This window comes from Streptomyces sp. NPDC058864 (genome assembly GCF_042742985.1).
In the GTDB taxonomy this organism is placed as follows: Bacteria; Actinomycetota; Actinomycetes; order Streptomycetales; family Streptomycetaceae; genus Actinacidiphila.
Genome location: NZ_JBHYMQ010000001.1, coordinates 299703 through 326394, shown reverse-complemented (window position 1 = coordinate 326394; position 26692 = coordinate 299703). Strand labels below are relative to the sequence as shown.

Below are 26692 nucleotides of genomic sequence, written 5' to 3'. Positions count from 1 at the left end.
TTGGCCACCGACACACAACCCCCCGCTCCACCGACTCCACCCGCTCCACCCGCGCGCCACGGCGTACTTTCCGCCGGGCGCGCGGCCATTCCGGCACGACATCTGCGCACCGACCGCTGGTGGCTGCAGCCCCTGCTGACCGCGCTCGGCCTGGGCGCCTTCGTCGTCTACTCGACCTGGCGGGCCTTCGCGAACGCGCACTACTACGCCGAGCCGTACGTCTCGCCGTTCTACTCGCCCTGCCTGGGCTCGAACTGCGCGGACATGCCGCTCGGTGCCCGCTGGCCGCTGTTCGGCGACTGGTGGGGGCTGTCGCCCGCCCTGCTCGTGCTGATCTTCCCGCTGGGCTTCCGCCTGACCTGCTACTACTACCGCAAGGCGTACTACCGCGGCTTCTGGGCCTCGCCGCCCGCCTGCGCGGTGGCCGAGCCGCACGAGAAGTACACCGGTGAGACGCGGTTCCCGCTGATCCTGCAGAACATCCACCGCTACTTCTTCTACTTCGCCATCCCGGTCGCCGGGATCCTGACCTACGACGTCGTGCTCGCCTTCCGGGACGAGCACGGGGCGTGGGGCCACATGGGCCTGGGCACCCTGGTGCTGCTGGTGAACATCGCCCTGATCTGGGCGTACACCGCCTCGTGCCACTCCTGCCGGCACATCGTCGGCGGCCGTCTGCGGCACTTCTCCAAGCACCCGGTGCGGTACCGCATGTGGACCTGGGTGGGGAAGCTCAACTCCCGCCACATGCTGCTGGCCTGGCTTTCGCTGGTGAGCGTGGCGCTCGCCGATCTCTATGTCTACCTGGTCGCCAGTGGGGCGTTCGACGATCCGAGGTTCTTCTGATGGCACAAGTCGAACGGCACGCGTACGACGTCGTCGTGGTCGGCGCGGGCGGGGCGGGGCTGCGCGCCGCCATCGAGGCGCGCGAGCAGGGCATGCGTACCGCCGTGATCTGCAAGTCGCTCTTCGGCAAGGCGCACACCGTGATGGCCGAGGGCGGCATCGCCGCGAGCATGGCCAACGTCAACCCGCACGACAACTGGCAGGTCCACTTCCGCGACACCATGCGCGGCGGGAAGTTCCTCAACCAGTGGCGGATGGCGGAGCTGCACGCCAGGGAGGCGCCGGACCGGGTGTGGGAGCTGGAGACCTGGGGCGCGCTCTTCGACCGCACGAAGGACGGGAGGATCTCCCAGCGCAACTTCGGCGGCCACGAGTACCCGCGCCTGGCCCACGTCGGCGACCGTACGGGCCTGGAGCTGATCCGCACCCTGCAGCAGAAGATCGTCTCGCTGCAGCAGGAGGACCACCGCGAGCACGGGGACTACGAAGCCCGGCTGAAGGTCTTCCAGGAGTGCACGGTCACCCGGGTGCTCAAGGACGGCGACCGCGTCTCGGGCGTCTTCGGCTACGTCCGCGAGTCGGGGCGCTTCTTCGTCATCGAGGCGCCGGCCGTGGTGCTGGCGACCGGCGGCATCGGCAAGTCCTTCAAGGTGACGTCCAACTCCTGGGAGTACACCGGCGACGGGCACGCGCTGGCGCTGCTGGCCGGGGCGCCGCTGATCAACATGGAGTTCGTGCAGTTCCACCCGACGGGGATGGTCTGGCCGCCGTCGGTGAAGGGCATCCTCGTCACCGAGTCGGTCCGCGGCGACGGCGGGGTGCTGCGCAACTCCGAGGGCAAGCGGTTCATGTTCGACTACGTCCCGGACGTCTTCAAGGAGAAGTACGCGCAGAGCGAGGACGAGGGCGACCGCTGGTACGAGGACCCGGACAACAACCGCCGGCCGCCGGAGCTGCTCCCCCGCGACGAGGTGGCCCGGGCGATCAACTCCGAGGTCAAGGCGGGCCGCGGCTCCCCACACGGCGGGGTGTTCCTGGACGTGTCGACCCGGCTGCCCGCCGAGGTCATCCGGCGGAAACTGCCCTCGATGCACCACCAGTTCAAGGAGCTGGCGGACGTCGACATCACCGCCGAGGCCATGGAGGTCGGCCCCACCTGCCACTACGTGATGGGCGGCGTGGACGTCGACCCGGACACGGCGGCGGCGACCGGGGTGCCCGGGCTGTTCGCGGCGGGCGAGGTGGCCGGCGGCATGCACGGCTCCAACCGGCTGGGCGGCAACTCGCTCTCCGACCTGCTGGTCTTCGGCCGCCGGGCGGGCCTGCACGCGGCCGAGTACGCCTCCGGGCTCGGCGGTACGCCTCCGGCCGTCGCGGAGTGGCAGGTGGACGCCGCCGCCGCGGAGGCGCTGCGGCCGTTCAGCGCGGAGGCCGGGGAGGTACCGGACGGGACCCCGGAGAACCCGTACACGCTCCACCAGGAGCTGCAGCAGACGATGAACGACCTGGTCGGCATCATCCGCCGGCAGGGCGAGATGGAGGAGGCGCTGACCCGGCTGGAGGCCCTGCGGGTACGGGCCCGGCGGGCCGGCGTCGAGGGGCACCGGCAGTTCAACCCGGGCTGGCACCTCGCCATCGACCTGCGGAACATGCTGCTGGTGAGCGAGTGCGTGGCCCGGGCGGCGCTGGAGCGTACGGAGTCGCGGGGCGGTCACACCCGGGACGACCACCCGGAGATGGACCGCCGCTGGCGCAAGCTCAACCTGGTCTGCGCACTCTCCGATCCGGCGGACGCGTTCGGCGAGGTGTCGGTCGGCCGGCGCGAGATGGACCCGATCCGGCCCGACCTGCTCGCGCTGTTCGAAAAGGACGAGTTGCTGAAGTACCTGACGGACGAGGAGCTGGACCGGTGAGCACGTACACGGCGCACTTCAGGGTCTGGCGCGGCGACGCGGACGGCGGCGGGCTCCAGGACTACCAGGTGGAGGTCCACGACGGCGAGGTGGTCCTCGACATCGTGCACCGGCTGCAGGCCACCCAGGCGGGCGACCTGGCGGTGCGGTGGAACTGCAAGGCCGGCAAGTGCGGCTCGTGCAGCGCGGAGGTCAACGGCAGGCCGCGGCTGATGTGCATGACCCGCATGTCGGTGTTCGGCCGGGACGAGACCATCACGATCACGCCGATGCGGACCTTCCCCGTGGTGCGGGACCTCGTGACGGACGTGTCCTTCAACTACGAGAAGGCGCGGGAGGTGCCGTCCTTCGTCCCGCCCGAGGGCGTGGCGCCGGGCGAGTACCGGATGCTCCAGGAGGACGTGGAGCGCTCGCAGGAGTTCCGCAAGTGCATCGAGTGCTTCCTGTGCCAGGACACCTGCCATGTGGTCCGTGACCACGAGGAGAACAAGAAGGCGTTCGCCGGTCCGCGCTTCCTGATGCGGGTGGCGGAGCTGGACATGCATCCGCTGGACGCGGCGGAGGAGCAGGGCCTGGACCGCAAGCGGTCGGCCCAGGACGAGCACGGGCTCGGCTACTGCAACATCACCAAGTGCTGCACCGAGGTCTGCCCCGAGCACATCAAGATCACCGACAATGCGCTCATCCCGCTCAAGGAGCGCGCGGTGGACCGCAAGTACGACCCGCTGGTCTGGCTGGGCGACAAGATCCGGCGCAGGAGCTGATCCGGCCCGTCCCGCCCTGCGGTGGAGGCGCTGCTCAGAAGAGGCTGAGCAGCGCCTCTATCGTGTCCTCGCCCGTGCTGCCCCCGCCGTCCGAGGGCAGGTCCAGCTCGAACCAGACGGTCTTGCCGCGGTGGGTGCGGCGGGACCCCCAGCGGGTGCTGAGCAGGGAGACCAGCTGCAGTCCGCGGCCGCCCTCGTCGGTGGCGCGGGCACGCCGGCGGCGCGGCTGGACGAGGGCGTCGTCCCAGACCTCGCAGACCAGGGTGCGGTCGCGCAGCAGGCGCAGCCGGATGTCGCCCTGGCCGTGCCGCAGGGCGTTGGTGACCAGTTCGCTGACGAGCAGTTCGGTGGTGTCGACCAGCGCGGCCAGGTCCCAGGAGAGCAGGCAGTCGCGGGCGAGCTCGCGGGCACGCGCCACGGAGCGGGGGTTGGGCTCCAGCGTCCAGTCCCCGACGGAGTCGGCGGGCAGGCTGTGGACACGGGCCATCAGCAGGGCGATGTCGTCCTCGCCGTGGGCGGTGTCCAGCCGGGCGAGTATGTGGTCGCAGACGTCCTCCAGCGGCCGCTGGGGTTCGTCGAGCGCGGCACGGAAGGCGCGCAGGCCCTCGTCGAGCGGATGGTTGCGGGACTCCACGAGGCCGTCGGTGTAGAGGGCGAGCAGGGCGCCGTCCGGCAGGTCGACCTCGACCTCCTCGAAGGGCTCCCCGCCGACGCCCAGCGGCATGCCGGTGGGCACCTCCAGCATCATGGCCTGCTCACCGGGCTCGACGAGGACCGGCGGCAGGTGGCCGGCGTTGGCGATGGTCACCCGGCGGGTGATGGCGTCGTAGACGGCGTACACGCACGTGGCCAGGTACACCTCCGACAGGTCCGAGCCGTCGGCTTCCTTGCCGCGCCGGCTGCTGCGGCCGTCGCCGCTGCCGCCGAGGCCGCGGGCGACCTCGTCGAGGGCGGTGAGCACGTCGGCCGGTTCGATGTCCAGCAGCGCCAGGGTACGTACGGCGGTGCGCAGTTCCCCCATGGCGACGGCGGCGCGCAGACCGCGGCCCATGACGTCGCCGACGACGAGCGCGGTGCGGTGACCGGGGAGTTCGATGACGTCGAACCAGTCCCCGCCGACCTCGGTCTCCATGTTGCCGGGCAGGTAGCGGCAGGCGATGTCGAGTCCGGCGGCCTCGGGGTTGCCGGGCGGGAGCAGGCTGCGCTGCAGGATGAGGGCGCGTTCGTGCTCGCGCCGGTAGAGCCGGGCGTTGTCGATGAAGACGGCGGCGCGGGCGGCGAGTTCCTCGGCGAGCATCCGGTCGCGCTCGGAGAACGGCTCGCTCCCCTTGGCACGGGCGAACTGGACCAGGCCCAGCACGGTGTCGCGGGCGACGACGGGCACGGCGAGGGTGGACTGCACCAGGCCCCCGCCGAGTTCGCCGAGTTCCACCTCCGGATCGCCGCCGTCGGCGCCTATGACCTGGGTCTGGGCGGTGCGCAGGGCGCCCGCCCAGGGCGAGTTGAAGGGGTAGCGGTGGACGGCGCCCACCGAGACCGGGCCGCCCGCGTGACCGCCGTCCAGGGGGGCCACGGGCGCGTCGGAGACGGCGCTGGCGAAGGCGACCCGGCGGACCTCCCCGCTGCCGTCGGCGGTGCCGACCGGGCCCTCCTCGCCGACCAGGAGCGCCTGGTAGAGGTCGACCGAGGCCAGGTCGCAGAAGTGCGGGACGGCGACGTCGAGCAGTTCGCGGGCGGTGGTCTCCAGGTCCAGGGAGCTGCCGATGCGCCGGCTGGCCTCGTTGAGCAGGGCGAGGTTGCGGCGGGTGTGCGCGGCCTCCCGCTCGGCCCGCTGGCGTCCGGTGACGTCCTGGGCGACGCCGGCGACACCGATGGGCCGTCCGCTGCCGCTGTGCAGCCGGTACAGGGAGATCGCCCAGCGCCTGCGGTTGTTGGCGCCCGACCCGGAGGGCACGGTGCCGACGATCGTCATGTCCAGGACCGGGTCGCCGCTGTCCAGCACCTGCTTGAGCGCGGCGGTGAGCCGGTCGGCCTCGACGCGGGAGAGGAAGTCGTGCGGGGTGCGGCCGCGGTGGTCTCCGGGGGCGCGGCCGAAGACGGTGGCGAAGCGCTGGTTGACGCGGAGCAGCTTGAGGTTGGTGTCGAAGAGGATGAAGCCCATCGGCGACTGGCCGAAGACCGCCTGCGAGGAGGCGAGGTCGGTCTCGATCTGGCGCAGCACGCGGACGTCCACGGCGATGCAGAGCGCCCCGCGCCGGCCCGTCTCGCTGCGCGAGGGCATCACGTAGACCTCGGCCAGCCCCTCCTGGCCCGCCTTGTCGCGGTACGGCACGGTGCCGATCCACTCGCGGCCGTCGAGGATCTCCGCGACCCGCTCGTGCGCCCGGGTGCGCCGGTCCTCGGGGACGAAGGCGGTGATCGGGTCCTGGCCGAGCGCCTCGGACGCGGGAACACCGAAGAACTCCTCGGCGCGCTCGCTCCACTGCTCGATCCGCCCGTCGGGGCCGAGGGAGAACGAGGCCACCCGGATGTAGTCGTAGAGGGAACCGGGCGGACTGGACTGCCAGGCGCTCTGTGTCACGGCCTCAGGGTTCCGGGGCCCAACGACCCCCGACGGCTCATCGCTCACGCCCGACCCCTCCAGCTCACACATACGGACCGGCTGTGCCGAGTATCCAGCATTACCCCCGTTCCGCACATGCACTTGTCGATCACAGCATCATCTCGAGGCGTACGGATTCCGCCGACGCCCCACTTCAACTACCCTGCTCCGGCCCGCCGAACCGTGCGCGACCGGTCATCGGCGGGGGCCGCCCGCGGCGGTCGCCGGACCGGGGAGGGCGAGCTCGAACCAGACCGTCTTCCCCAGCGGTCCGTGCCGGGTTCCCCAGCGCCGGGAGGTGTGGGCGACCAGGTGCAGCCCGCGGCCGCCCTCGTCCTCCTCGGCCGGTGCGCGCCGGCGCGGCGGGTCGGGCAGCGGGTCGGAGACCTCCACCAGCAGCGAGGTGCCGCGCACCATGCGCACGCCGATCGGCCCGCGGGCGTACCGCAGGGAGTTGGTGACGAGTTCGCTGACGAGCAGCACGGTGACGTCGGTGAGCTCGCGCAGCCCCCACTCCGCCAGGGTCTCCCGTACGTTCCGCCGGGCCCGGCGGACGGCGCTCGGCTCGGCGGTGAACGTCCAGTGGGCGGTGCTGCCCTCCGGGAGGCCGCCGAGGCGCGCCATGAGCAGCGCCACGTCGTCGGGTTCGCGGCCCTGCTCGAGGGTGGCCAGCAGGTCGTCGCAGGCCTCCTCCAGGGACCGCAGCGGACGGCGGGCGAGCACCGACCGCAACCGGTCCATGCCGACACCGATGTCCTCGCCGCGCGACTCGACGAGGCCGTCGGTGTAGAGCACGAGGACGCAGGAGTCGGGCACCTCCAGCTCGACCGGCTCGAAGTCCACGCCGCCGACGCCCAGCGGCACCCCGGACGGGGAGTCGAGCAGCCGGGCCCGGCCGCCCCCGTAGGCCGCGGGCTCCACCAGGACGGGCGGCGGGTGCCCGGCGCGGGCCAGGGCGAGCCGCCGTGTGGAGGGGTCGTAGACGGCGTAGACGCAGGTCGCCGTCCAGCCTTCGGCGGTGTCCGCGGCGAGGTCGTCGCCGAGGTCGTCGACGCGGCGCAGCAACTCCTCCGGCGCCATCTCCATCGCCGCCAGGGTCCGCACGGCGGTGCGCAGCCGGCCCATCGTGGCGGCGGCGCGCAGTCCGTGGCCGATGACGTCCCCGACGACGAGGGCGACCCGGCCGCCGGCGAGCGGGATGACGTCGAACCAGTCGCCGCCCGCCGCCGCCCCGGTGCTGCCGGGGACGTAGCGGAAGGCGAGTTCCACGCCGGGCGGCTCGGGCACGCTCCGCGGCAGCAGGCTGCGCTGCAGCATCAGGGCGCCCTCGCGCTCGCGGATGTAGAGGCGGGCGTTGTCCAGGGCGGCGGCGGAGCGGTCGCACAGTTCCATGGCGAGTTCGACGTCGTCCCGGTCGAAGGGTTCGCGCCCGCCGGCGCGGCTGACGACCAGCAGCCCGAGGACGATGCCGCGGGCCCGCAGCGGGGCGACCAACAGCGAGTGGACGCCGAGGTCCAGCGCGGCCTGCACCTTGGGGTCGCCGGGGAAGGTGGCGACGGTGTCGCGCAGTTCGTCGGCGCTGCTCACCAGGGCGGGCCGCGCACTGTGCAGCACCGAGCCGAAGACGGACGCCCGGTCGACCCGGACGACCTTGCCGATGCCGATCATCCGGTCGACCAGCGGGCCCTCCTTGACCGCCCCGATGCCGAGCTGGCGCATCTCGGTGAGCTCCCCGTAGGGGGCGCCGGGCAGTTCGCCGCCGTCCGGGACGGCCGCGTGCAGGATCACCCCGCTGTAGTCGCTGAACCGCGGCACGACGGTCCTGGCCAGCTGCTCGGCGATCCGCCGTACGTCCAGCAGGTCCGCCAGGCGCGAGCCGACGTCGTTGAGCAGCGCCAGCCGGCGCCGGGTGCGCTCGATCTTCTCGGCGCTCTGCTGGCGCTCCGTCACGTCCATCACGCTGCAGCTGATGCCCAGCACCCGGCCCGCGCGGTCCTCCAGGCGGTGGTACGACACCGAGCGCCAGCCGCCGGACGGACCGGGCACCACGACGTCGATGACCGGGCGCCCGGTGGCCAGCACGTGCCGCTGGAGGGTGGTGAGTTCCTCGGCGGCCCCGGCGGTCACGATCTCCTCGACGCGGTGGCCGAGGGTCTGCTCGGCGGGGACCCCGTTCATGCGCGTCAGGGCCTCGTTGACACGGACGTAGCGCAGTTCGGTGTCGAAGATGGCAACGCCGAGGGGCGAGGAGTCGAAGAGCGAGTCCAGTGCCGCCAGGTCGTGCTCCATGCCGCGGATCCGGCTGGTCTCGGCGATCGACACCAGGACGAAGGGCCGGCCGTCGCCGTCCACGAGGAGCGAGGCCCGCGCCTCGACCTGCACCCGGTGGCCGTCGCGGTGCCGGACGGCGAGGATGCCCTCCCAGCGGCCGGTGCGCAGCAGCTCGGCCAGGATCCGCTCGGCGGGGCCGGGACGGGGCACGGCGGCCGCCCGGCGGACGGCGGGCGCGGTTTCCCGTTCCCGCTCCGCCCGGCGCGGGTCCTCGGCGGGGTCGATCAGGGCGGAGACCCGGCGGCCCACCACGTGCTCTCCCGCCCAGCCGAGCATCTCCTCCGCGAGCGGGCTCCAGAGCAGGACGCGGCCGGAGGTGTCGAGCATGACGACGGCAAGACGCAGCGTGTCCAGGGGCGTCCCGGAGGCGGTGGGCCCGGCCGGCGCCGGTCCCGCGGGTCCGGGCCGGAGCCCGGCGTGGGCGCGCTCGTGCGCGGCCGGGAACCCGGGGTGTCCCGGGTCCTCGCCCCTGGCAGTGCCGTCCTCGCTCCCGCTCACGTGTGGGGACCCCAGACCATTGCAGGGCCACCGGCTCGGGGCCGGCCGGCCTTCGGTGGATCAATCCCCCCATACCCGATATTCCGCGCCGCATATCCCGCCCGGGGGTGCCGCGGAGGTGCCGCGGGGTGGTCCGCCCTTCGGGCGCGAGACGAACCCGCACCCGACCACCCACCCCGCCCATCGACCCGATGCGCACCGCGTGGTCCGCGGTGCGGTGGTCAGCCCGGGCCCTGACCCTCGGCCGCCCGGGCCGCCGCCCAGGCCGCCGCGGGGCGGTCCTGGTCGAGCCAGTCGACCTCGTCGAGGCGGTCGGGGGTGAGCCAGCGCAGCTCGTCGTGGTCCTCCAGCGGCAGGGGCTCCCCGGAGAGGATGCGGGCGGTCCACACCTGCAGGACGTAACCGGGCTTCAGCGGCCATTCCCCGGGGACCCGCTCCAGCGCCTCGGCCTCCACGCCCAGTTCCTCGCGGAGCTCACGGGTCAGCGCCTGCGGCGCCGTCTCCCCCGGTTCGAGTTTGCCGCCGGGCAGTTCCCAGCGCCCCGCCAGCTCAGGCGGCGCGCTGCGCCGCGCCGCGAGCAGTCTGCCCCGGTCGAGCACGGCCGCACCGACCACCACCGTCACGTCGCGCGTCGTCATGGGCCGCACCCTATCCGTGGCGGCCGCCCGCGGCGGACGGCCGGGCCGCGCCGCCGCAGCAGCAGCTCCCCGGCCACCGCCGGGAGGTGCCCCCGGTGCGTTGCGTCGCGAAGCCCGTGGCGGGAGTGCCCCTAGGACGCGCGCCGGTCGATGCGCTCGATGAGGTAGAGCTGCTTGTGGCCGCGCGCGTCGAGGGCGTCGGCGACGCGTTCGGCCTCCTGGCGGGTGGCGTAGCGGCCGACCCGGTAGCGGTTGCCGTTGTCGTCCTGGCGTATGACGACCCAGACCAGCTCGCTCATCGGATCTCCTCCAAGTGCGCCACGTTGGCCCGGTCGTCTTCCTCGCCGCTCGGGGCGCCGGAGAACCATGCGTCGAGGATCTCCCTGAGCAGGGGTTCGCTGGTCAGACGCAGGCTCAGGGCGAGGGCGTTGGCGTCGTTCCACGTGCGGGCGCCGTCCGCGGAGTACGCGTCGACGCAGAGGGCGGCGCGGACGCCGGGCACCTTGTTGGCGGCGATGGAGGCCCCCGTGCCCGTCCAGCAGCACACGACGGCCTGGTCGGCGCGGCCCTCCGCGAGGTCCCGGGCGGCGCTCTCCGCGCTCCAGGCCCAGTCCTTGCGGTCGCCCGCGCGCAGGGCACCGTAGGCGATCACGGTGTGGCCGCGGCGGCGCAGTTCGTCGACGACCAGCCGCGCAACCGGCTCGTCCATGTCCGAGGAAACGGCGATGCGCATATGCCGGAGCCTACGCCCGAACGTGACGCGCCGGACACGTTCGGGCAGTATTCGACTCGATCGGGCCATGTTCGATTGGGAGTTGACTCAGAAGGGGCTCTTGTCCGCGCCCCTCGCACATCGGCGCGCGCCCCGGCGGCGCCCTCCGCGGGCCGCGCACCACACGCGCCGGGCGGACACCGCGCCCACCAGCGCACTTGCCCGCTCCGGCGGACACGCGGCGCGCCCCGCGGTACGGGCCCGGACTCAGCCGGCCCGTACCGCCGGCGCCGCCGGGCGCCCGGACGGGGTCACTTCACCGGCATCCGGTACGACACCCGGTAGCGGTCGGCCGGGATGACGATGTCCGCGGTCTCGACGGGCAGCCCCGACGCGTAGTACGTACGGCGGATCTCGATGACCACGTGCCCGGGGACGCCGCCCAGCACCGCGGTCTCCTCCGCGAGCCCGGGCCGGGCGCCGACGTCCTCGGCCACGTTGTCGACCACGACGTCGAGCGCAGCCATGCGCTCCACCACCCCCTGGCCGGCCAACGGGCCCTCCTCGGGCAGCAGGACGGGGGAACGGCCGGTCACCGACAGCGGCTCCCAGGAGGTGGCGAGCATCATCGGCTCGCCTTCCGTCCGGTAGAGGTAGCGCGTGCGCATCACGCGGTCGCCGGGCTTGATCCCCAGCCGCTCCGCGATGCGCGCGTTCGCCGTGTCCTGGAAGCTGTTCGCCTCCCAGGTGCCCTTGAAGCCCTCGTCGGCCTGCTCCTGGCGGAACGGCGTCGCCTGGCCGCTGCCCGGCCGGTAGCCCGTGCGCACGACCAGCCGAGGGTCGGGGCGCTCGCGCACGTATGTGCCGGAGCCGGACCGGCCCTCGACGAAGCCCTCGGCCATCAGCACCTTGCGGGCTTCGAGGGCGACGGTGTCCGACACCCCGTACTCGGCACGGATGCGCGCCTGCGAGGGCAGGCGGGTGTGCGGAGGGAGGCTGCCGTCGAGGATCTTCCGGCGGAGATCCTCGGCGACGCGCAGGTACGCGGGCTGCTCACCGAAAGGCACGTGCCCCTCCCTCGGGTTGACTGTGTGCAACAGCTTGACAACTCAGGGTTGCCACCCGCAAGCCTTCCGCAAGGCTTTACCCGTGTCGCGTCACCCGGGCAGCAGATCGAAAGCCGCCAGGACCACCCTGGCGTGCTGCTCCGCCTGGTGACGCACCGGGATCCAGCGGGCCCGGTGCGCCGACTCGTACGCCTCGCACCACTCCGCCACCAGACGCTCCAGCAGTTCCCGCACGGCCACCAGCGGGACGGGCGGGAGCTCCGCGCCACGGACCACCCGCAGCAGCATCGCGGCGGCGCGCAACGGCAGTCGCTGCGCGTAGATCTCGACGCTGCTGACCCGGGCCCGGGTCATCGCGGGCAGCGGCGGCGCGGCCGCCGTGCGCAGCGCCGGGTCCCAGTCCGCGGCGAGCGCCGGGCCGACCGCGACGATCTCCTGCGCGGCGCGCAGCAACGGCCCGCCGTCGTCGGGCAGGTGCGGCCGCACCTCACCGATGAGCCCGCCGACCAGCAGGCTGGCGCGGCGCAGCGCCTCCCCCGCCGTGCGCAGCGCGCCGTCGGCACCCGGGTGCGGCGAGGTGTCCGCGGCGCGGTCGCACGCCCACATGGGCACCTCGGCGATCGCGGTCACCCCGCCGTACCGGTGGGCGTACGTCCAGGTCGAGTTGGAGGCGTCCTCACGCGGGCCGCCGGGCGGCGGCAGCACGTACACCCCGGGGCCGGGGCTCGGCCAGTGGAAGGCGTCGGAGGAGCCGGCCTCCAGGGGGATGTCGAACTCGGCGGCGGACTTGGCGATCCGCTCCGCGAGCCGCGGGATGTCCCGGGTCACCTGGATGAAGGTGCCGCCCACGTCGATGCCGTGCAGCGAGCACTGCAGCACCGGCCGCAGCTCGTCGATGACCCCGATCAGCGCGCGGGTCTCGGGCAGGGCCCCGTCCAGCGTGCCGTCGTCCGGCAGCCACTCGGGCTGTTCCGCGGCGCGCGGGCGGAAGAAGTGCCGGTAGTGGCCGAGCATCGTGAACCGGGCGTCGGGGACGGCCTCGTTGAGCCGGGCGCCGTCCGGGTCCGCGCACAGCAGGAAGTGCCAGGCGGCGCCGGTGCCTTCGCGCAGCACGGGGTCGGCGGCGACCCGCCGGGCCAGCAGCAGCGCGGTGGCGCCGCCGACCATCTCGTTGGCGTGCGGGCCGGCCACCACCAGGACGTTGCGCGATCCGTGCCCCACCGAGAGCAGCAGCAGCGGCTCACCGGCCCGGGACAGGCCCACCGTCCGCAGCCGGCAGACGTCGGGCCGGCGGAGCGCCAGGGCCCTGGCCGCGGCGGCGACCTCGTCCACGGTCGGGTAGCGCTCGCCGACGGCGGTGTCCCCCGGAGATGTCATGCAGCCCCCCGCATCGGTCCCTACGGTCAGGTTCGGATTGTTCCAATCCGTACGGAGCGGGGGCTAGGCCCTGTCGTCAAAGTGGCTCCGGCCGACCGGCGGGCGGGCCCCGCGTTTCCCTTGCGCCGGGAGGTGCGCCCGGCGCGGTGCGTCGCAAGGCGGAGAACCGGCCTCAGGCGCGCCGGGCGGCTGCCGGACCCGGCACGACGGAGGGGTACGACCGCTGACGCAGTCGTACCCCTCCTCCGCTCGGCGGGTGTCAGTGCCGGCGGGCGGCCTGACGGCGACGGGTCGCGAGGACCACACCGCCACCGGCGGCCAGCAGCACGGCCGCGGCGGCCGAGAGCATGCCCACGTTGCCGCTGCCGGTCTCGGCGAGGTCGCCCGAGCCGCCGTTGGGGGACTCGGAGGCCTCGGCCTCGACGGACTCGGACGCCGAGGCGGAAGCCGACGCCGACGCCGACTCCGAGGCGGGGGCGGTGGCCGAGGGGGTCTCGGTCGCGGCGGGGGTGGTCTCCTCGCCGCCGGCCGGGGTGGTCTCGCCGCCGGCGGGGGTGGTCTCGTCGCCCGAGGGGGTGGTCGGGGTGGAGGTGGCGGGGGTGGACGGGACGGTCTGCGTGGTGCAGTCCTTCGTGCCGCCGTTCCACCAGGCGATCTTCTTGTCGCCGATGACCGCGTGGTTCGGGCCCTCGGGCAGGTCGCCGTGCTCGTAGCCGTCGTTGGCGTCCAGGACGCCGTCGTACTTCTTGTTGCCGTAGTACAGGTCGACCTGCGCGAAGCAGGTGACGTCCGGCACGGCCACGTCGAGGGTGTCGGTGCCGGTGGTGATCTTCACGGTGTCCCAGTCGTGGAACACCTGCTTGCCGGAGGTCTGGAAGGTGGCGCCGTGCGTGCGGTAGGAGGCGAGGGACACGGTGCAGGACGAGGAGCCGTCCGCGACCCGGACCTGGACGTGGACCTTGCCGTCCTCGCCGGGCTTGAGGTTGACGTCGTCGACCTTGACCGACGGGTACCAGGCCGTGCCGTCGAGCGAGAACTCGCAGCGGTCGGTGGTGGTCTTGGTGCCGCCGCCCTGGCCGGGCTTGTAGCCGTGGTGGCCACCGCGGTCCCAGCCCTTGCCGCCCGGGCAGTCGCCGGCCCAGGCGGAGGTGGCACCCACGGCGGTGAGGGCGACGGCCGCGGCGCTCACGCCCAGCAGCCGTCCGACGGTGACACGTCGCGATATGGACATGCAGAACCCAATCTTGGCGTTGCGTGGCCCGGCGGGCGCGGGTGACGGCAGCTCTCCCCGTACGTGAGCAGGCCGAGGCGTCACCGGGCGAGTGGTCGAAGTGCACACGGAGCTCATCGGTCCCAGTGGCACCACGCATCGTCGTGGCTCTGTCAATGGGCTGTCAACCTGGGGCGACGCAAAGGCTGGTGGAGCGAGGTCTCGATCCGGCTCACCGCGGTCATGGCGCCGAAGGCCAGCACCCGCACCAGATCCGCGTCGTAGGGGTCGGGATCGGCGATCCGCCAGGCCTCCGCGTCCGCCTCGGTGATCCGGTACGGGGCGAGGGCGGCGAGCAGCGCGAGCCGGGCGCCGGGGCGTTCGGCGGCGGGCACCCCGGCGAGCGCCGCGGCCGCCGGGTCGCCGGTCAGGGGTACCGGCGTGCCGTCCCAGGCGTCGACGGCGGCCACGACCGCCTCCCGGGCCGCGTCGCCGAGCCGTGGCCCGCCCGCTGCAGCCGCCCGCCGCAGTGCGGCGAAGGCGGTGCCCACCGGGGCGTCGGCGGCCCACTGCGGCGCGGGCCCGGCCGGACCGCGCAGCAGGGGCAGGCTGGCCCCGGGCGGCAGCGGCCTGCGGACGGTACGGGCCAGGGCCCGGCCGCCGAGGCTGCGCACCAGCCGCAGCCGCTGCAGCCCGGCGGGGAGCAGGTCGTCGGTCAGCAGCGCGGACACCATCCGGTTGACGAAGTGGAAGGCGAGGGCCGTGCCGATGAACTCGGGTGCGTCCGCCGGGCCGAAGGGGTGCGCCGCGGCGGCCGGCGCACCGGGGGTCGCGGTCGCCCTGCCCCAGGCGACCAGCGCTGCCCGGCGGGGGTCGTCGGGCGTGCCGCCGCGGGCGACGGTCTCGGCGAGGCGGTGGTCGCCGGCGGCGTGCAGCAGGACGGTGTGCGCGGCCACGCAGAAGGGGCAGCGGTTCGCCGCCGACACCCCCAGGGCCACGAGCTCCTTGTCGGTGCGCGGCACGCGGCCGGCGAGCAGCGACTCGCGCAGCACGGCCCAGGCCGCCGCGAGCAGGTCGGGAGCGGCCGACAGTGCCACGAAGGTGGGCGCGTGGCCGACGCCGAAGTCGGCGGCGAGCTGGGCGTACACCTCGGCGGTCCGGCCGGTGGCGTCGCCGGGCGGCGCGGGGGTGGTGAGACGGAAGGACGTGGCCATGCCGGGCCTCCTCGCAGACGGCTCGTGGACGGTGCTGTTCGCGACGGGTCGATCGTGGCCGCCCGGGGGCCGTCCGGTCGTCGTCCGGGGGAAGGGGGCTGCCACTGCTCCGGGCGCCGGGGCGGCGGGCGGGACTACTCCGCCGGGAGTAGCCGCGGAGCCGTCTGCGGGGAGGACGTGCGGCCCGGCGCGGCGGCGTAGGGTGCGGGCATGGGTGGCACGCTGATCGGGCGTCAGGGACGGGCCGGACTGCGGGGGTGGCGGGGCCTCGCCTTCGACGCGGTGATCGGCGTCGTCCTCGCCGTCGGCGTCCTGCTGCTGCCCGGCGGGCCGCACCCGTCGAACGCCCTCGACCTGGCACTGGGTCTGGTGGGCACGCTGGCGGTGTCGGGGAGCCGCCGCCGTCCGGCGGGCGCGCTGCTGCTGTGCACCGGCTGCATGCTGGCGTACGCGCTCCGGGTGCACCCGGGCCCCTCGGCGGCGTTCCCCGTGCTGGTCGCGGTCCACATGGCGGTCAGGGCGGGCGGGAAGCGGCTGCCGGTGCAGCTGTCGGCCATGGCGTTCCTCGCCGGCTACCTCGCCTCCGGGCAGCCCGCGCCCACGTCGGCGCAGTCGACGGCGCTGCTGCTCGGCTGGTTCCTGGCCTCGGTCGCCATGGCCGTGGTGGGCCGGCACCGCCGGGCCTACCTGGAGCAGCTGGAGCGGCGCGCCCTGGACGCCGAACGCACCCGTGAGGAGGCGGCGTTGCGCCGGGCCGGCGAGGAACGGCTGCGGATCGCCCGGGAGCTGCACGACTCGCTCACCCACAGCATCTCGATCATCAAGCTGCAGGCCGGGGTCGCCGTCCACCTGGCCCGCAAACGCGGCGAGGAGGTGCCCGACGCGCTGCTGGCGATCCAGGAGGCGAGCGGGGAGGCGATGCGGGAGCTGCGCGCGACCCTGGAGGTGCTGCGCGGCACCGGCGGCGGTCACGGCCTGGACCGGATCGAGGACCTGGTGGAGCGCTCGCGCACGGCCGGGCTGCCGACCAGTGTCACGGTCGGCGGACGCGAACGGCCGCTGGGCGAAGCGGTCGACCGGGCCGCCTACCGCATCGTGCAGGAGGCGCTCACCAACGTCACCCGGCACGCCGGGCCGGAGCCCCGGGCCACCGTCCGCATCGAGTACGGCGACCGGGAGCTGGTCGTGCAGGTCGACGACGACGGCACGGCGGCCCCCGGGGACGGCACGGTGCCCGGGGTCGGGCTGACCGGGATGCGGGAGCGGGTGACCGCGCTCGGCGGGCGGCTGCGGGCCGGGCCGCGGCCCGAGGGCGGTTTCTCCGTACGGGCCGAACTTCCCCTGGACGTCCTGCCGTCGGCCGACGGGAGGACGACGGCCACGGGGGCGGCCGGGGCCCCGCTGGAGGAGGTGTCGTGATCCGCGTGCTGATCGTCGACGACCAGGCGCTGATGCGGGCCGGTTTCCGCGCCCTCCTCGACGCCGAGGACGGCATCGAGGTAGTGGCCGAGGCGGGCGACGGGCAGCAGGCGGTGGAACTCGCCCGGCGGCACGTGCCCGACGTGGTGCTCCTCGACGTCCAGATGCCGGTGCTCGACGGCATCGGCGCCACCCGGCTGATCGCCGCCGATCCGCGGCTGGCCGGGGTGCACGTGGTCATCCTCACCAACTACGGCCTGGACGAGTACGTCTTCGACGCGCTGCGGGCCGGCGCCAGCGGCTTCCTGCTGAAGGACACCGAACCCGCCGACCTCGTCCAGGCCATCCACGTCGCCCGGCGCGGCGACGCCCTGCTCTCCCCCGCCATCACCCGCAGGCTGATCAGCGAGTTCGTCTCGCGGCCGCCCGACGCCACGCACGCGGCGGGCCTGGAGGCGCTGACCAACCGGGAGCGCGAGGTGCTCGCACTCGTCGCGCGCGGGCTCAGCAACGACGAGGTCGCCGGGCGGATGGTCATCAGCCCGCTCACCGCCAAGACCCACGTCAGCCGGGCGATGACCAAGCTGGGCGCCCGCGACCGCGCCCAACTGGTCGTCTACGCCTACGAGTCGGGACTGATCACACCGAAGGGTTCGCCGCCGCGACCGTCGTGGCCAGCCCCAGCGCCTCCCGTGCCCTGACCGCCTGCTCGCGGCCGCTGTGCGAGTCCGCGTCCTCGTAGTGCTCGTAGTAGGCGTCCGCGTCCTTCGCCGTGGCGGCCCTGGCCCAGTACGCGCGGGCCTTCCCGGCCTCCGCCACGAGCGCGGCGACCGGTTCCCCGGCGCCGGCCGGCCAGTCGTGGGCCTCGAGCGCCCGGGCCTCCGCGGCGAGGGCCACGGTGACCTCGCCGGCCCACTTCCGGTAGCCCTCGAGGTCGTCCTCGACCTGCTCCTCCTCCGGCCCCCCGGCCATGGCCTCGTTGAGGACGTTGGCGGCCTCCAGGTAGGCGACCTGGTGCGCGTCGAGCGTGCTCGCGTCCTGCCGCAACGAGCCCTCGAGCGTGCCCTTCGCCTTGCCGAACACGCAGGTCACCTCGCGGTCGCCGAGCCTCCAGGTCTCCCGGTCGGGTGCGTAGTAGTACACCTCGACGTCCGCCGGCACCGCCCAGCTGTCCATGGCGTAGCCGTCGGCCAGCCGCCGGCAGCGCTCCTCCACGCGGTCCCTGAGCGCCGCGTCGCCCGGGTAGCCCTGGGGCCCGGGCAGCCGGAACGACCCGACCACCTCGGCGGCGTGCCGCTGCGTGCAGGGCACGGTGTCCATGTCGGCGGCCGGGGCCTCCAGGCCGCCGCCGCCGGAAGTGTCGAAGCACTCGCCCCGGCGCAGCGAGTGGGCGCCGCCGTCCCGCGCCCCGTCCCTGACGCCCTCCTTGAAGCCCCTGACGAAGTCGCCGGCGCCACCGGCGAGCACCAGCGCGCACAGCAGCGTGCCGACGGCCGACAGCACCAGCCCGGTCACGGCCATGCCCCTGCCGCGCGCGCCCGTCCGTTTGATCTGCACCAGCGCGACCGTCCCCAGCACGACGCCGACCACCGGCATCATGCACAGCAGCCCGGTCACCAGCGCGGCCACGGCGGGCCCGTTCAGCGGCGCCCGCTGCGGCGCGGGCGGCAACGCGGGCGGCAGCGCGGGCTGGTGGGGGTACGAGGGATACGGCGGAGGCTGCACGGAGCGGCTCCTCACGGACGGGCGAACGCGGCGAACGGCCGCGCGAATATATCCCGGCCCCGGACCCCCGCCGTCGGCGGCCACCGCCAGGTGCTCCCGGCCGGGCGCCGGCACCCGAGGGGGGACCACGATGTCCGCAGAGGCGGCCGAACTGGCCCGGCCCCGCATCGACTCCTGGCTGGGCGCCCACGCTCCCGCGACGTTCGCCATGCTCCACCCGCCGGCGGCCGTCCCGTCCAGCTCACCGGCACCGGTCCGCTCGGGCTCCGGCTGCGCCAGGTGCGCCGCCAGTCGTCCGCCCTCCATGACGGCCTCCGCGGCCAGGCCGCGATGTGCCTCGTGCTGCTGCTCACCGACCTCCCGCACCGGGCGCTGGTGAGGACGGCCGACGTCCGCGCGCGGATCTCGCCCGGCTGGCGCGCCGAACTGCACGCCGACCTCGGTTCCCCCGCGCTGCCGCCGGAGCCGGACGACGCGTTCTGGGCGACGCTCGACAACCCCGCGATCGACGCGGGCCGTCAGGAGGCGGGCGCATGACGGCGCGCCGGCCCCAACCCGATGGCCGCTGCCCCATCCCGTGGGCGGGGCGGCTCAGGACGGGCAGAGCGTCCGCTCCAGCACCGCGTTGATCGCCTTGGCCTGTTCCTCGGTGACCTGGTGGCCGGCACTGCCGAAGCGCGACTGCGCGGCCGCCACCGTGTTGCCGCCGCCGGTGATGGTGGCGCACTGCTGGCGCGCGTTGGCCACGGCCTTGTCCGCGTCGGCGGCCAGCGCCGGGTCGACGGCCTTGAGCGCCGCCAGGAGCGCCGCGCGTTCGGCCCCGGTCGGCTCCCCGGGGATGCCCTCGCTGATGTCCGGCACCTTCGACCCGGGCGCACCGGCGGTCGGCGGGGCGCCGCCGCCCTCGGGCTTGCCTCCGGCGTCGTCGGTGCCGGAGCTGCAGGCGGTGACCGCGAGGAGCACGGCGGCGAGGAGCACTCCGGTGCTGAGGCGTGTACGCATGCCGCCATGGTGGCCCGCCGGGCCCGCGCCGTTCGCCGGTGCACCGGTTCCGTCACCGTGCTGTGACCGGACGGAGCCGGCACCGTGCGCGGCATCGGGTCCGGACGGCCGGACGTTGAATGCTCACGCCTCCCCACAGCTATTCCACTGTTCGCGCGGTCGGCCGCCGCGGGACTGCCGCCCCGTGAAATTGCCGAAATCGGAAAATCAGCACAGGCCCGGCAGGAAATTTCCGGGGACGCGGCCGGCGGCCCACCCGGCAGCGGACGTCGAACGTCATTCCCCGATGCACAGGTCCCGCATTTCCTCCGGCAATGAGGCCTTGCGGAGCGATTCGCGCACCATTGCACCGGGCCGCTCGGCGCCCGGTCGGCACACGGCTTTCACCCGAGGATCCCGAGTGAAGCACGACCTATGCCCCCACGCCCGACTCAGGTATGCTGATCAGTCCGCCGCAGCATCGAGCGCAATGTGGCCCGCAGGGGTTCGCGGCCCTCATCAGCCGCCCACAGCTCCCGACCCCCCATTGACGATGCCTCGTTCGTTGCACGGAGTCATCGGAAACCTGAAGCACGACACACAGGTCGAATGGAGGTATGAGGGGTTGGTCCGGCCCTGATCGGGTCGCGACACGCCCCTTGAACAGGATGCTGCTGCAACTCCACAAACTCGAGCGGTACAAGGACGAGCACGGAAACGAGATCGTCTACGACGGTGAGCCCCTCGAGAACAAGATCGACATTCGGTTCAAGGGTTCGAACAACACACTCGTCATCAGCCCGAATGCGGACATCAGGGACCTGCTCGTCACCTTCACCGGGGACAACGGCCGGATAGAAATCGGTCAGACCACGAAGAAGCGTGCCGGTCTCCGCTTCGAACTGCGCTGCGGGCACGAGTCCCGGATCTGGATCGGCGAGAACGTGGGTTGCGCCGGCCGCGCCTTCATCTCCGCCGTCGAAGGCGTGTCGGTGTCGATCGGTGCCGACGTGATGTTCGCGAAGAACATCGAGGTGCGTGGCGACGACACCCACCCGATCTTCGACGTGCGCACCGAGAAGCGCGTGAACCCGTCCCAGTCGATCGTCGTGGGCGAGCACGTCTGGATCGCGAAGCACGCGGTCGTGATGGGCGGCGTCACCATCGGCAACGGCTCGGTCATCGGATTCCGCAGCATCGTCACCTCGTCCGTTCCGAACAACTGCATAGCCGTCGGAGCACCGGCGCGCGTGGTGCGGCGGGACATCGCCTGGGAGCGCCCCGAGGTCGTGCCGCGCCGCCCGAATGAGCAGTATCCGCGCAAGGGCGAGAAGTCCCCGCAGTACTGGAACCTCACCGACGAGTCGGAGGTCCCGAAGAGTCCGGTGGTGCGGCCGTTGCCGACCAGGACGCCGCGGCGGCTCGCCCGGCGGATTCTGCGCCGCCTGAAGGGCTGACGACCGGCGCTGCTCACGCGGGCCACTTCGGCGCGGACCTCCGTCCGCGCCGAAGTGGCCCGCGGTCGTATCTGCGGCCGCGCCCGCGCCCGCACCCGTGAACGATCGAGACCGGAGCCGTTCGGCTCCGGTCTCGGATCACCGGTGAAGCGCGGCAGCGCGGGGTTCGCTACTGCGCCGGGGGGCTCGACTCCAGGTGGGTCACCATGCGGTCGAGCCCGTCCGGCAGGCCGACGACCGGGCGCCAGCCGAGGGCCGCGAGCCGCGCGCTGTCCAGGCCCTGCTTCTTGGTCAGGCTGTAGGAGCGCTCGTCCGACTCGTTGCTGAACCGCAGCCGCAGCCCACGCTCCGGGCGCACCTCGGTGAACAGCTCCGCAAGGCCCCGGATCGAGATCAGACCGGCCGGGTCCGCGACGTTGTAGGCCGTCTCGTCACCGCGGAGCAGCGCGTAGAACAGTCCGGCGATGGCGTCGGCCACGTAGGTGTACGTCCGCACGCCGGAACCGTCGCTGTTGAGCACGATGTCCTTGCCGCGCACCACGTTCGCCGCGAAGTCGGCCTGCACGCGCCCGTCGTCGAGCGCCATCCCGGGCCCGTAGACGTGACCGAACCGGACGACGCGGCCGGCGATGCCGTACTGCGCCTGGTAGGTCGCGCAGATGGTCTCCGCGGCGCGCTTGCCCTCGGCGTAACAGGCCCTCGGGTTGAGGATGTCGAAACCGCCGTAGCTCTGCTCGCCGATGAGCTCGGTCTCCGGGGGCTGGGCCCCGTAGACCTCCGCCGAGGACATCAGCAGGAACCCGCGGCTGGCCTTCGCCACGCACAGGTCGAGCAGGTGGAAGGTGCCCAGCAGGTTCGCCTTGATCGTCATGACCGGCTGGCTGCCGTGCAGGGCGGGCCGCGCGGCGCTCGCCCCGTGGATCACGTAGTCCACGGGGCCCGGCAGTTCGAGCGGCTCCGACACGTCCTGGACGACGAGGTTGAAGTCCGGGCGGTCGAGCAGGTCCGCGAGCAGCCGGGTGGCCTTCTCCCGGTTCCGCACCAGGCCGTGCACGGTGATGCCCAGCCCGTGCCGGTCGTTCAGCGCGAGCAGGGTGTGGACGACGTACGACGGCAACATGCCGCTGGCCCCGGTGACCAGCACGGTGCAGCCGGAGAGCTCGTTCCACGGCAGGTCACGGTCGAGGATCTCATCGAGGTCGTGCGCCACGACCGAACTGAAGATGGTGCTCACTGGATCACGTACCCACGATCTGCTGGTTCTCGATGATCTCGAAGAACGTCCGGCACAAGTAGAAGTCCTCCGACGTGGTGATCTTGATGTTCGAGCGGGGGCCGACCACGCGGTGGATCTTGTGACCGTACCGGTGCATGAGGGAGCACGAGTCGATGCTGTTGTGCTCACCCTCGGCGACCGCCCGGTCGTACAGCGACAGGATCTCGCCGATCCGGAAGCTCTGCGGGGCCTGCGCGGCGTATATGTGGTCGCGCGGGATCACATCGTCGATGTGGTCGTGCTCACTCGACACCACGGTCTCGTTGAACTTGGTGCACGTGATGGCGGAGCCGCGCTCCAGGACCATCTCGATGTTCGCGCTGATCAGCTTCGCGTCGATCAGCGGACGCACGCCGTCGTGGATCAGCACGACCGTGTCCTCGGGGCAGTCCGCGGCGACCGCCTTCAGGGCGTTGTGCCGCGATTCCTGCCCGGTGCCGCCACCGTCGACGATCCACCGGACCTTCTCGATCTCGTACCGCTTCAGCAGCTTCGTCATGAGCTCGCGGTACTCGGGGAGGATCGCGATGGCGATGGCGTCGATGTCCGGGTGCGCCTCGAAGTGCTCGAGGGTGTGGATGATCACCGGCTTGCCGTGGATCTCCAGGAACTGCTTCGGGAGGGCCCGGGTGTTCATCCTCGACCCGATGCCGCCGGCGAAAAGCAACGCCACGTTCATAAAGCTCATACCTCCGACTGGTCGCTGAGCGGCTGGTCGCCCACCGCTGTGTCATCTGTGACGGGCTCGAGCCACGCCTGCCTTTCGGTCCTGCCCGTGTCGCTGGGGTCGCCCAGAACCAGCCAGTCGATCACGCGGTCCGCCGAATTGGTGTCGACGTAGTCGACGTTCTCCTGCCGGAACTCCTCGAGCTTCGAGATGTCGTAGTCCTCGTTCTGCAGGGCAGAGAGCAGTTCGTCGAAGGTCACGCAGATCTTGCCGGGAGCGACGGTGTCGTAGTCGCGGTGGAATCCGCGGACGACCGAGTAGCGGTCCTTGTCGTACGCGTAGAACAGGATCGGCCGGTCGAGCAGCGAGTACTCGTATATCACCGACGAATAGTCGGTGATGAGCACGTCGGTAACCTGCAGCAGGTCGTTGGTGTCCGGGAACGACGCGAAGTCCAGCAGCCGGTCGGAGTATTCCGCGGGGATCGGCACGGGATCCGAGATGAAGTGGTGCATGCGGAAGAGTACGACGGACTTGTCCCCGCAGGCCTCGTAGAGCTTCGCGAAGTCGATGCGGTCGTAGTCGTAATGCGCGTCGCCGATGCTCTTCCCGCGGAAGGTCGGCGCGAAAAGGATGATCCTCTTGCCCTCGAGCTTCGGGTGGGCGGTGAAGAAGTCCTCGACGACCTTTTCGGTGCGCTCCTTGTCGAGGAACGTGTCTATTCGGGGCAGGCCGGTCGGTATGACGGCCGACTCCTCGATTCCGAACGCCTCGGCGTACGTCGGCACGAGGTGCTTGGAGCCGGTGATCACGTACGTGTACTTGCGGTGGGCGTTGGTCAGCTTCGGCGAACCGTAGCGCCCGAACCGGCTGTAGCCGACCGCCTTGAAACCGCTTCCGGCGTGCCAGAGCTGGATGATCTTGGTCTTCGGGGAGATGCCCAGTTGCCCGAGGAGCCCGAAGTAGTCGTCCATCAGCACGACGTCCGACGTCGCGAGCAGGTAGATGACGCGAAGCGTGTTCCACTTGTTCGCCGTGTCGGGGATCCGGAACGAGTAGCGGAGGGAGTACTTCTCGTCGAGACCCCGCTCGATCATCCGCTCATTGACGCGAGCCAGGTTGCCACCGATCTTGGGGCGCATCTCGGAGGCGAACAGGATCCTGTTGCCGCGCGGCGGGTTCAGGCGGCGCGCGAGCCGGTAGAACTGGTTGGCGAGCTTGCGGCGCCGCGGCCGCGGCAGCACCCGCAGCCCGATTCGCCTCCCCAGCGGCTTCTTCGGCCCCTGCCCGGGCACGACCGGCGCCTTGCGGAAGAGCTGGTAGGTCCGCATCAGGAACTCGGGATTCTCGTCGTTGTCCGAGATCCCGAACGCGATGACATATGCGACGCGGTTGCGGTCGTAAAGGAAGGTACGGGAGTCCGCGTCCAGCCGGTCCGTGTCGCTGAGGTCGAAGTCGGCGGCGGGCAATTGCTCGCCACGCACCACAGGAACGATTCGCCAGGTTCCGTTCGGCACCTGTCCCCGGCCGTGGAAGTTGGTGACGTTGATCTCCAGCGCGTACCGGCCCGAAGCTATTCGCCGAGACTTCACCGGGAGTTCACGGTCACCGTCTGCGATCAGGAACTGCGACGGACTAACATCCCCAGTGATGTCCACGGTGAGGGTAAGGTGCACCCGCTCCCAGGAGATCTCCGCTATCGAACAATGTGCCATCGCTATCCTTCCGTCCGCGAAATCGCCGTGCGGCTATCCGTAAAACGTCGTACAACTTTGAGTGCTCTTCGAACTTGATGGGGTGCTGCCGCCGCACGGTCACCTTTGTGCTGCCACCCGCGCCGGCCTCGTTGCCGTGCGCAGGGGGGAGACTTCGACCTGGACGGTCACGGCCGGTCGAACGGGCGTCGCGGGCCTGTGGGAAGCCCGTGGGCTGACGCCACCGTCGGGGCCGGTGTGACGACTACGGAGCCTACCGGGGCGGTTGCCCTTTCACGGATTCCGGCCGGGTCGGCGAGCGACGTGAGGTGCGGCGAATCAAGCGGAGGATTGCCCTCGTACTGGATGCGCTTGGGCAAGTCCGGCAGTGCGGCGATCCGCGGTGTCCGGCGGCGCGAGCCCGGTGGGGAACTCGGAGCTGGCCCTGGGCGGATGACTGCGGGAGCGTCGCGTCCCGAGGGTGACCGGCTCCCGCCGGTCGCGCCGGGGTGCCCACGCGAGGCGATCGCCCGGCCTGTCGGCCCTCGTGCCCGGAGGCGGGGACGCCGCGGACGCGGAGATGTCGACGGCCTGAGGCACTTCGATATGCGATGGTGCGCGCATGACGCTGTTTCCCCGTTTCCGATGAGGATATGGCGCATCCGCTCCAGCGGTCTCAGCGCACACACTCCACCGTTCCCAACATCCATTCAGGGTCCTGCGCCAGCGAGCGCCCACCCGACCGGCCGCGCAACCGGTCCGCATGAGGTATGCATACTAATCGTCTTGAGCGTCAGGTCCAGCCACCGATCCCTCGCTGCGGGCCCCGCGAGGGCGTCGGACGGGCGTCTGGTTCGACGGCTCCGGCCGGGTGGCGCTGCGGAACGCTCCTGGTCAGCAGGGTCGGCCGTGGCGAGGCCGACGATGCGGCGGCGTACGTGACGGCGCGCCGGGCCGTGGCGGAGAACACGATGGGAGCGCTCGGCGCCGAAGTACCGCACGGGGGCGGAAGGGCTCGGCTCCGGCGCGGGCCGACCCCTTCCGACCTGCGCGTCCAACCGCCGCGCAGCCCTCCGTTGCCGCACGGCTACACGTTGAAGCGGAACTCCACGACATCGCCGTCCTGCATGACGTACTCCTTGCCCTCCATGCGGGCCTTGCCCTTGGCCCGGGCCTCGGGGATGGAGCCCGCCTCCACCAGGTCGTCGAAGGAGACGATCTCCGCCTTGATGAAGCCCTTCTGGAAGTCGGTGTGGATCACACCGGCGGCCTCGGGGGCGGTGGCGCCCTTCTTGATCGTCCAGGCGCGGGCCTCCTTGGGGCCCGCGGTGAGGTACGTCTGCAGGCCCAGGGTGTCGAAGCCGACCCGCGCGAGGGTGGCCAGGCCCGGCTCCTCCTGGCCCATGGACTGCAGGAGTTCCAGCGCCTCGTCGTCCTCGAGCTCGATGAGCTCGGACTCGATCTTGGCGTTGAGGAAGATCGCCTCGGCCGGGGCGACCAGAGCGCGCTGCTCGGCCTTGAAGGCCTCGTCGCTCAGCTCGTCCTCGTCGACGTTGAAGACGTACAGGAAGGGCTTGGTGGTCAGCAGGTGCAGCTCGTGCAGCAGGCCGCCCTTCTCCGTCCCGGCGGTGATGCCGGCGGAGAACAGGGTGCGGCCGTCCTCGAGGATCTGCTGGGCCTCCTGGACGGCGGCGAGCACCGGGACCTTGTCCTTCTGGAGGCGGGCCTCCTTGGTCAGCCGCGGCACGACCTTCTCGATGGTCTGCAGGTCGGCGAGGATCAGCTCGGTGTTGATCGTCTCGATGTCGTCCTTGGGGGACACCTTGCCGTCGACGTGGACCACGTCCGGGTCGACGAAGGCCCGGATGACCTGGCAGATGGCGTCGGACTCGCGGATGTTCGCGAGGAACTTGTTGCCCAGGCCCGCGCCCTCGCTGGCGCCGCGCACGATACCGGCGATGTCGACGAAGTCCACGGTCGCCGGGAGCTTGCGCTGCGAGTCGAAGATCCCGGCGAGCTTGTCGAGGCGGGGGTCGGGGACGCCGACCACGCCGACGTTGGGCTCGATCGTGGCGAACGGGTAGTTGGCCGCCAGCACGTCGTTCTTGGTCAGGGCGTTGAACAGGGTCGACTTGCCGACGTTCGGCAGGCCGACGATTCCGATCGTGAGCGACACGTGACGACTTCCCGTAGCGAGGTGGGTGGAATCGGCCGCCACGCCCGGGCAGGACGACCGGCGGACCGATCCACCAGTCTACGGAACGCACCGGCCCCCGGGTGGCCCGCGCCCTCAGCAGCCCC

The 26692-nt window shown here is 72.4% G+C and carries 22 protein-coding genes; 7 read left to right on the top strand and 15 right to left on the bottom strand.

Annotated features, from left to right (window positions below; translation table 11 throughout):
* Genes sdhC through ACFW3D_RS01510 form a run of 3 tightly spaced genes read left to right on the top strand, consistent with a single transcriptional unit; the run spans position 1 to position 3523 of the window.
* On the top strand, positions 1 to 846 hold the full coding sequence (gene sdhC, locus ACFW3D_RS01520) for a succinate dehydrogenase subunit SdhC (RefSeq protein ID WP_500500081.1): 846 nt from the start codon (positions 1 to 3) through the stop codon (positions 844 to 846).
* Positions 846 to 2759 carry a fumarate reductase/succinate dehydrogenase flavoprotein subunit gene (locus ACFW3D_RS01515; protein ID WP_500500079.1) on the top strand — a complete coding sequence of 638 codons (1914 nt, stop codon included), beginning with the start codon at positions 846 to 848 and terminating at the stop codon, positions 2757 to 2759. The genes sdhC and ACFW3D_RS01515 overlap by 1 nt, the downstream gene beginning before the upstream one ends.
* Positions 2756 to 3523, top strand: coding sequence for a succinate dehydrogenase/fumarate reductase iron-sulfur subunit (locus tag ACFW3D_RS01510; RefSeq protein WP_500500077.1), 768 nt, complete (start codon positions 2756 to 2758; stop codon positions 3521 to 3523). The genes ACFW3D_RS01515 and ACFW3D_RS01510 overlap by 4 nt, the downstream gene beginning before the upstream one ends.
* Positions 3524 to 3557: 34 nt before the next feature.
* On the opposite strand, the gene ACFW3D_RS01505 is transcribed toward ACFW3D_RS01510, so the two are convergent.
* From ACFW3D_RS01505 to ACFW3D_RS01465, 9 genes are all read right to left on the bottom strand, one after another.
* Positions 3558 to 6176 carry a SpoIIE family protein phosphatase gene (locus ACFW3D_RS01505; protein WP_500500074.1) on the bottom strand — a complete coding sequence of 873 codons (2619 nt, stop codon included), beginning with the start codon at positions 6174 to 6176 and terminating at the stop codon, positions 3558 to 3560.
* Between the two features lie 144 nt (positions 6177 to 6320).
* Positions 6321 to 8954, bottom strand: a complete 2634-nt coding sequence (locus ACFW3D_RS01500; protein WP_500500072.1) for a SpoIIE family protein phosphatase — start codon at positions 8952 to 8954, stop codon at positions 6321 to 6323.
* Positions 8955 to 9175: 221 nt separating this feature from the next.
* Entirely contained in the window at positions 9176 to 9592 is a 417-nt protein-coding gene (locus ACFW3D_RS01495; protein WP_500500070.1) for a (deoxy)nucleoside triphosphate pyrophosphohydrolase, read from the bottom strand.
* Positions 9593 to 9723: 131 nt separating this feature from the next.
* On the bottom strand, positions 9724 to 9891 hold the full coding sequence (locus tag ACFW3D_RS01490) for an SPOR domain-containing protein (RefSeq protein ID WP_500366673.1): 168 nt from the start codon (positions 9889 to 9891) through the stop codon (positions 9724 to 9726).
* Complete coding sequence (locus ACFW3D_RS01485) at positions 9888 to 10325, bottom strand: RpiB/LacA/LacB family sugar-phosphate isomerase (protein ID WP_500500069.1); 438 nt, start codon at positions 10323 to 10325, stop codon at positions 9888 to 9890. Before ACFW3D_RS01485 ends, ACFW3D_RS01490 begins: the two co-directional genes overlap by 4 nt.
* Positions 10326 to 10615: 290 nt before the next feature.
* Complete coding sequence (locus tag ACFW3D_RS01480; protein WP_500500066.1) at positions 10616 to 11371, bottom strand: GntR family transcriptional regulator; 756 nt, start codon at positions 11369 to 11371, stop codon at positions 10616 to 10618.
* Positions 11372 to 11461: 90 nt separating this feature from the next.
* On the bottom strand, positions 11462 to 12748 hold the full coding sequence (locus tag ACFW3D_RS01475; protein WP_500500064.1) for a M14 family zinc carboxypeptidase: 1287 nt from the start codon (positions 12746 to 12748) through the stop codon (positions 11462 to 11464).
* Positions 12749 to 13007: 259 nt separating this feature from the next.
* Positions 13008 to 13979: a hypothetical protein gene (locus tag ACFW3D_RS01470; protein WP_500500062.1), complete on the bottom strand. Its 972-nt coding sequence runs from the start codon at positions 13977 to 13979 to the stop codon at positions 13008 to 13010.
* 152 nt (positions 13980 to 14131) lie between these two features.
* Positions 14132 to 15172, bottom strand: coding sequence for a carboxymuconolactone decarboxylase family protein (locus ACFW3D_RS01465; RefSeq protein ID WP_500500060.1), 1041 nt, complete (start codon positions 15170 to 15172; stop codon positions 14132 to 14134).
* 210 nt (positions 15173 to 15382) lie between these two features.
* On the opposite strand from ACFW3D_RS01465, the gene ACFW3D_RS01460 reads away from it, so the two are divergent.
* Both ACFW3D_RS01460 and ACFW3D_RS01455 read left to right on the top strand, forming a co-directional pair.
* Positions 15383 to 16591, top strand: a complete 1209-nt coding sequence (locus ACFW3D_RS01460) for a sensor histidine kinase (protein ID WP_500500057.1) — start codon at positions 15383 to 15385, stop codon at positions 16589 to 16591.
* Positions 16588 to 17292, top strand: coding sequence for a response regulator (locus ACFW3D_RS01455; protein ID WP_500500056.1), 705 nt, complete (start codon positions 16588 to 16590; stop codon positions 17290 to 17292). Before ACFW3D_RS01460 ends, ACFW3D_RS01455 begins: the two co-directional genes overlap by 4 nt.
* Here ACFW3D_RS01455 and ACFW3D_RS01450 read toward each other — a convergent pair.
* Positions 17231 to 18316, bottom strand: coding sequence for a DUF4190 domain-containing protein (locus tag ACFW3D_RS01450; protein ID WP_500500054.1), 1086 nt, complete (start codon positions 18314 to 18316; stop codon positions 17231 to 17233). The two genes, ACFW3D_RS01455 and ACFW3D_RS01450, sit on opposite strands and share 62 nt — an antisense overlap.
* A gap of 279 nt (positions 18317 to 18595) precedes the next feature.
* On the opposite strand from ACFW3D_RS01450, the gene ACFW3D_RS01445 reads away from it, so the two are divergent.
* Entirely contained in the window at positions 18596 to 18853 is a 258-nt protein-coding gene (locus ACFW3D_RS01445) for a hypothetical protein (protein WP_500500052.1), read from the top strand.
* Positions 18854 to 18907: 54 nt separating this feature from the next.
* Here the strand turns inward: ACFW3D_RS01445 and ACFW3D_RS01440 are convergent, their stop codons facing one another.
* Positions 18908 to 19318: a hypothetical protein gene (locus tag ACFW3D_RS01440; protein WP_500500051.1), complete on the bottom strand. Its 411-nt coding sequence runs from the start codon at positions 19316 to 19318 to the stop codon at positions 18908 to 18910.
* Positions 19319 to 19965: 647 nt separating this feature from the next.
* Here ACFW3D_RS01440 and ACFW3D_RS01435 point away from each other — a divergent pair.
* Positions 19966 to 20754 carry an acyltransferase gene (locus tag ACFW3D_RS01435; RefSeq protein ID WP_500500048.1) on the top strand — a complete coding sequence of 263 codons (789 nt, stop codon included), beginning with the start codon at positions 19966 to 19968 and terminating at the stop codon, positions 20752 to 20754.
* Positions 20755 to 20923: 169 nt separating this feature from the next.
* On the opposite strand, the gene ACFW3D_RS01430 is transcribed toward ACFW3D_RS01435, so the two are convergent.
* The 4 genes from ACFW3D_RS01430 to ychF form a co-directional block, all read right to left on the bottom strand.
* Positions 20924 to 21988, bottom strand: a complete 1065-nt coding sequence (locus ACFW3D_RS01430; protein WP_500500047.1) for an NAD-dependent epimerase/dehydratase family protein — start codon at positions 21986 to 21988, stop codon at positions 20924 to 20926.
* 4 nt (positions 21989 to 21992) lie between these two features.
* Complete coding sequence (locus ACFW3D_RS01425) at positions 21993 to 22709, bottom strand: IspD/TarI family cytidylyltransferase (protein WP_361007415.1); 717 nt, start codon at positions 22707 to 22709, stop codon at positions 21993 to 21995.
* Between the two features lie 5 nt (positions 22710 to 22714).
* On the bottom strand, positions 22715 to 24412 hold the full coding sequence (locus ACFW3D_RS01420; protein ID WP_500500045.1) for a CDP-glycerol glycerophosphotransferase family protein: 1698 nt from the start codon (positions 24410 to 24412) through the stop codon (positions 22715 to 22717).
* A 1066-nt stretch (positions 24413 to 25478) separates the two neighbouring features.
* A complete protein-coding gene (ychF, locus tag ACFW3D_RS01415) occupies positions 25479 to 26567 on the bottom strand; it encodes a redox-regulated ATPase YchF (protein WP_500500043.1) in 1089 nt (362 codons plus the stop codon).
* Between the last annotated feature and the right edge of the window lie 125 nt (positions 26568 to 26692).

Coding starts and splice junctions, on each gene's coding strand:
- ACFW3D_RS01515 (WP_500500079.1), top strand. CDS start 846: ATGGCACAAGTCGAACGGCACGCGTACGACGTCGTCGTGGTCGGCGCG.
- ACFW3D_RS01505 (WP_500500074.1), bottom strand. CDS start 6,176: ATGTGTGAGCTGGAGGGGTCGGGCGTGAGCGATGAGCCGTCGGGGGTC.
- ACFW3D_RS01495 (WP_500500070.1), bottom strand. CDS start 9,592: ATGACGACGCGCGACGTGACGGTGGTGGTCGGTGCGGCCGTGCTCGAC.
- ACFW3D_RS01490 (WP_500366673.1), bottom strand. CDS start 9,891: ATGAGCGAGCTGGTCTGGGTCGTCATACGCCAGGACGACAACGGCAAC.
- ACFW3D_RS01485 (WP_500500069.1), bottom strand. CDS start 10,325: ATGCGCATCGCCGTTTCCTCGGACATGGACGAGCCGGTTGCGCGGCTG.
- ACFW3D_RS01475 (WP_500500064.1), bottom strand. CDS start 12,748: ATGACATCTCCGGGGGACACCGCCGTCGGCGAGCGCTACCCGACCGTG.
- ACFW3D_RS01470 (WP_500500062.1), bottom strand. CDS start 13,979: ATGTCCATATCGCGACGTGTCACCGTCGGACGGCTGCTGGGCGTGAGC.
- ACFW3D_RS01465 (WP_500500060.1), bottom strand. CDS start 15,172: ATGGCCACGTCCTTCCGTCTCACCACCCCCGCGCCGCCCGGCGACGCC.
- ACFW3D_RS01460 (WP_500500057.1), top strand. CDS start 15,383: ATGGGTGGCACGCTGATCGGGCGTCAGGGACGGGCCGGACTGCGGGGG.
- ACFW3D_RS01440 (WP_500500051.1), bottom strand. CDS start 19,318: ATGCGTACACGCCTCAGCACCGGAGTGCTCCTCGCCGCCGTGCTCCTC.
- ACFW3D_RS01435 (WP_500500048.1), top strand. CDS start 19,966: ATGCTGCTGCAACTCCACAAACTCGAGCGGTACAAGGACGAGCACGGA.
- ACFW3D_RS01425 (WP_361007415.1), bottom strand. CDS start 22,709: ATGAACGTGGCGTTGCTTTTCGCCGGCGGCATCGGGTCGAGGATGAAC.
- ACFW3D_RS01420 (WP_500500045.1), bottom strand. CDS start 24,412: ATGGCACATTGTTCGATAGCGGAGATCTCCTGGGAGCGGGTGCACCTT.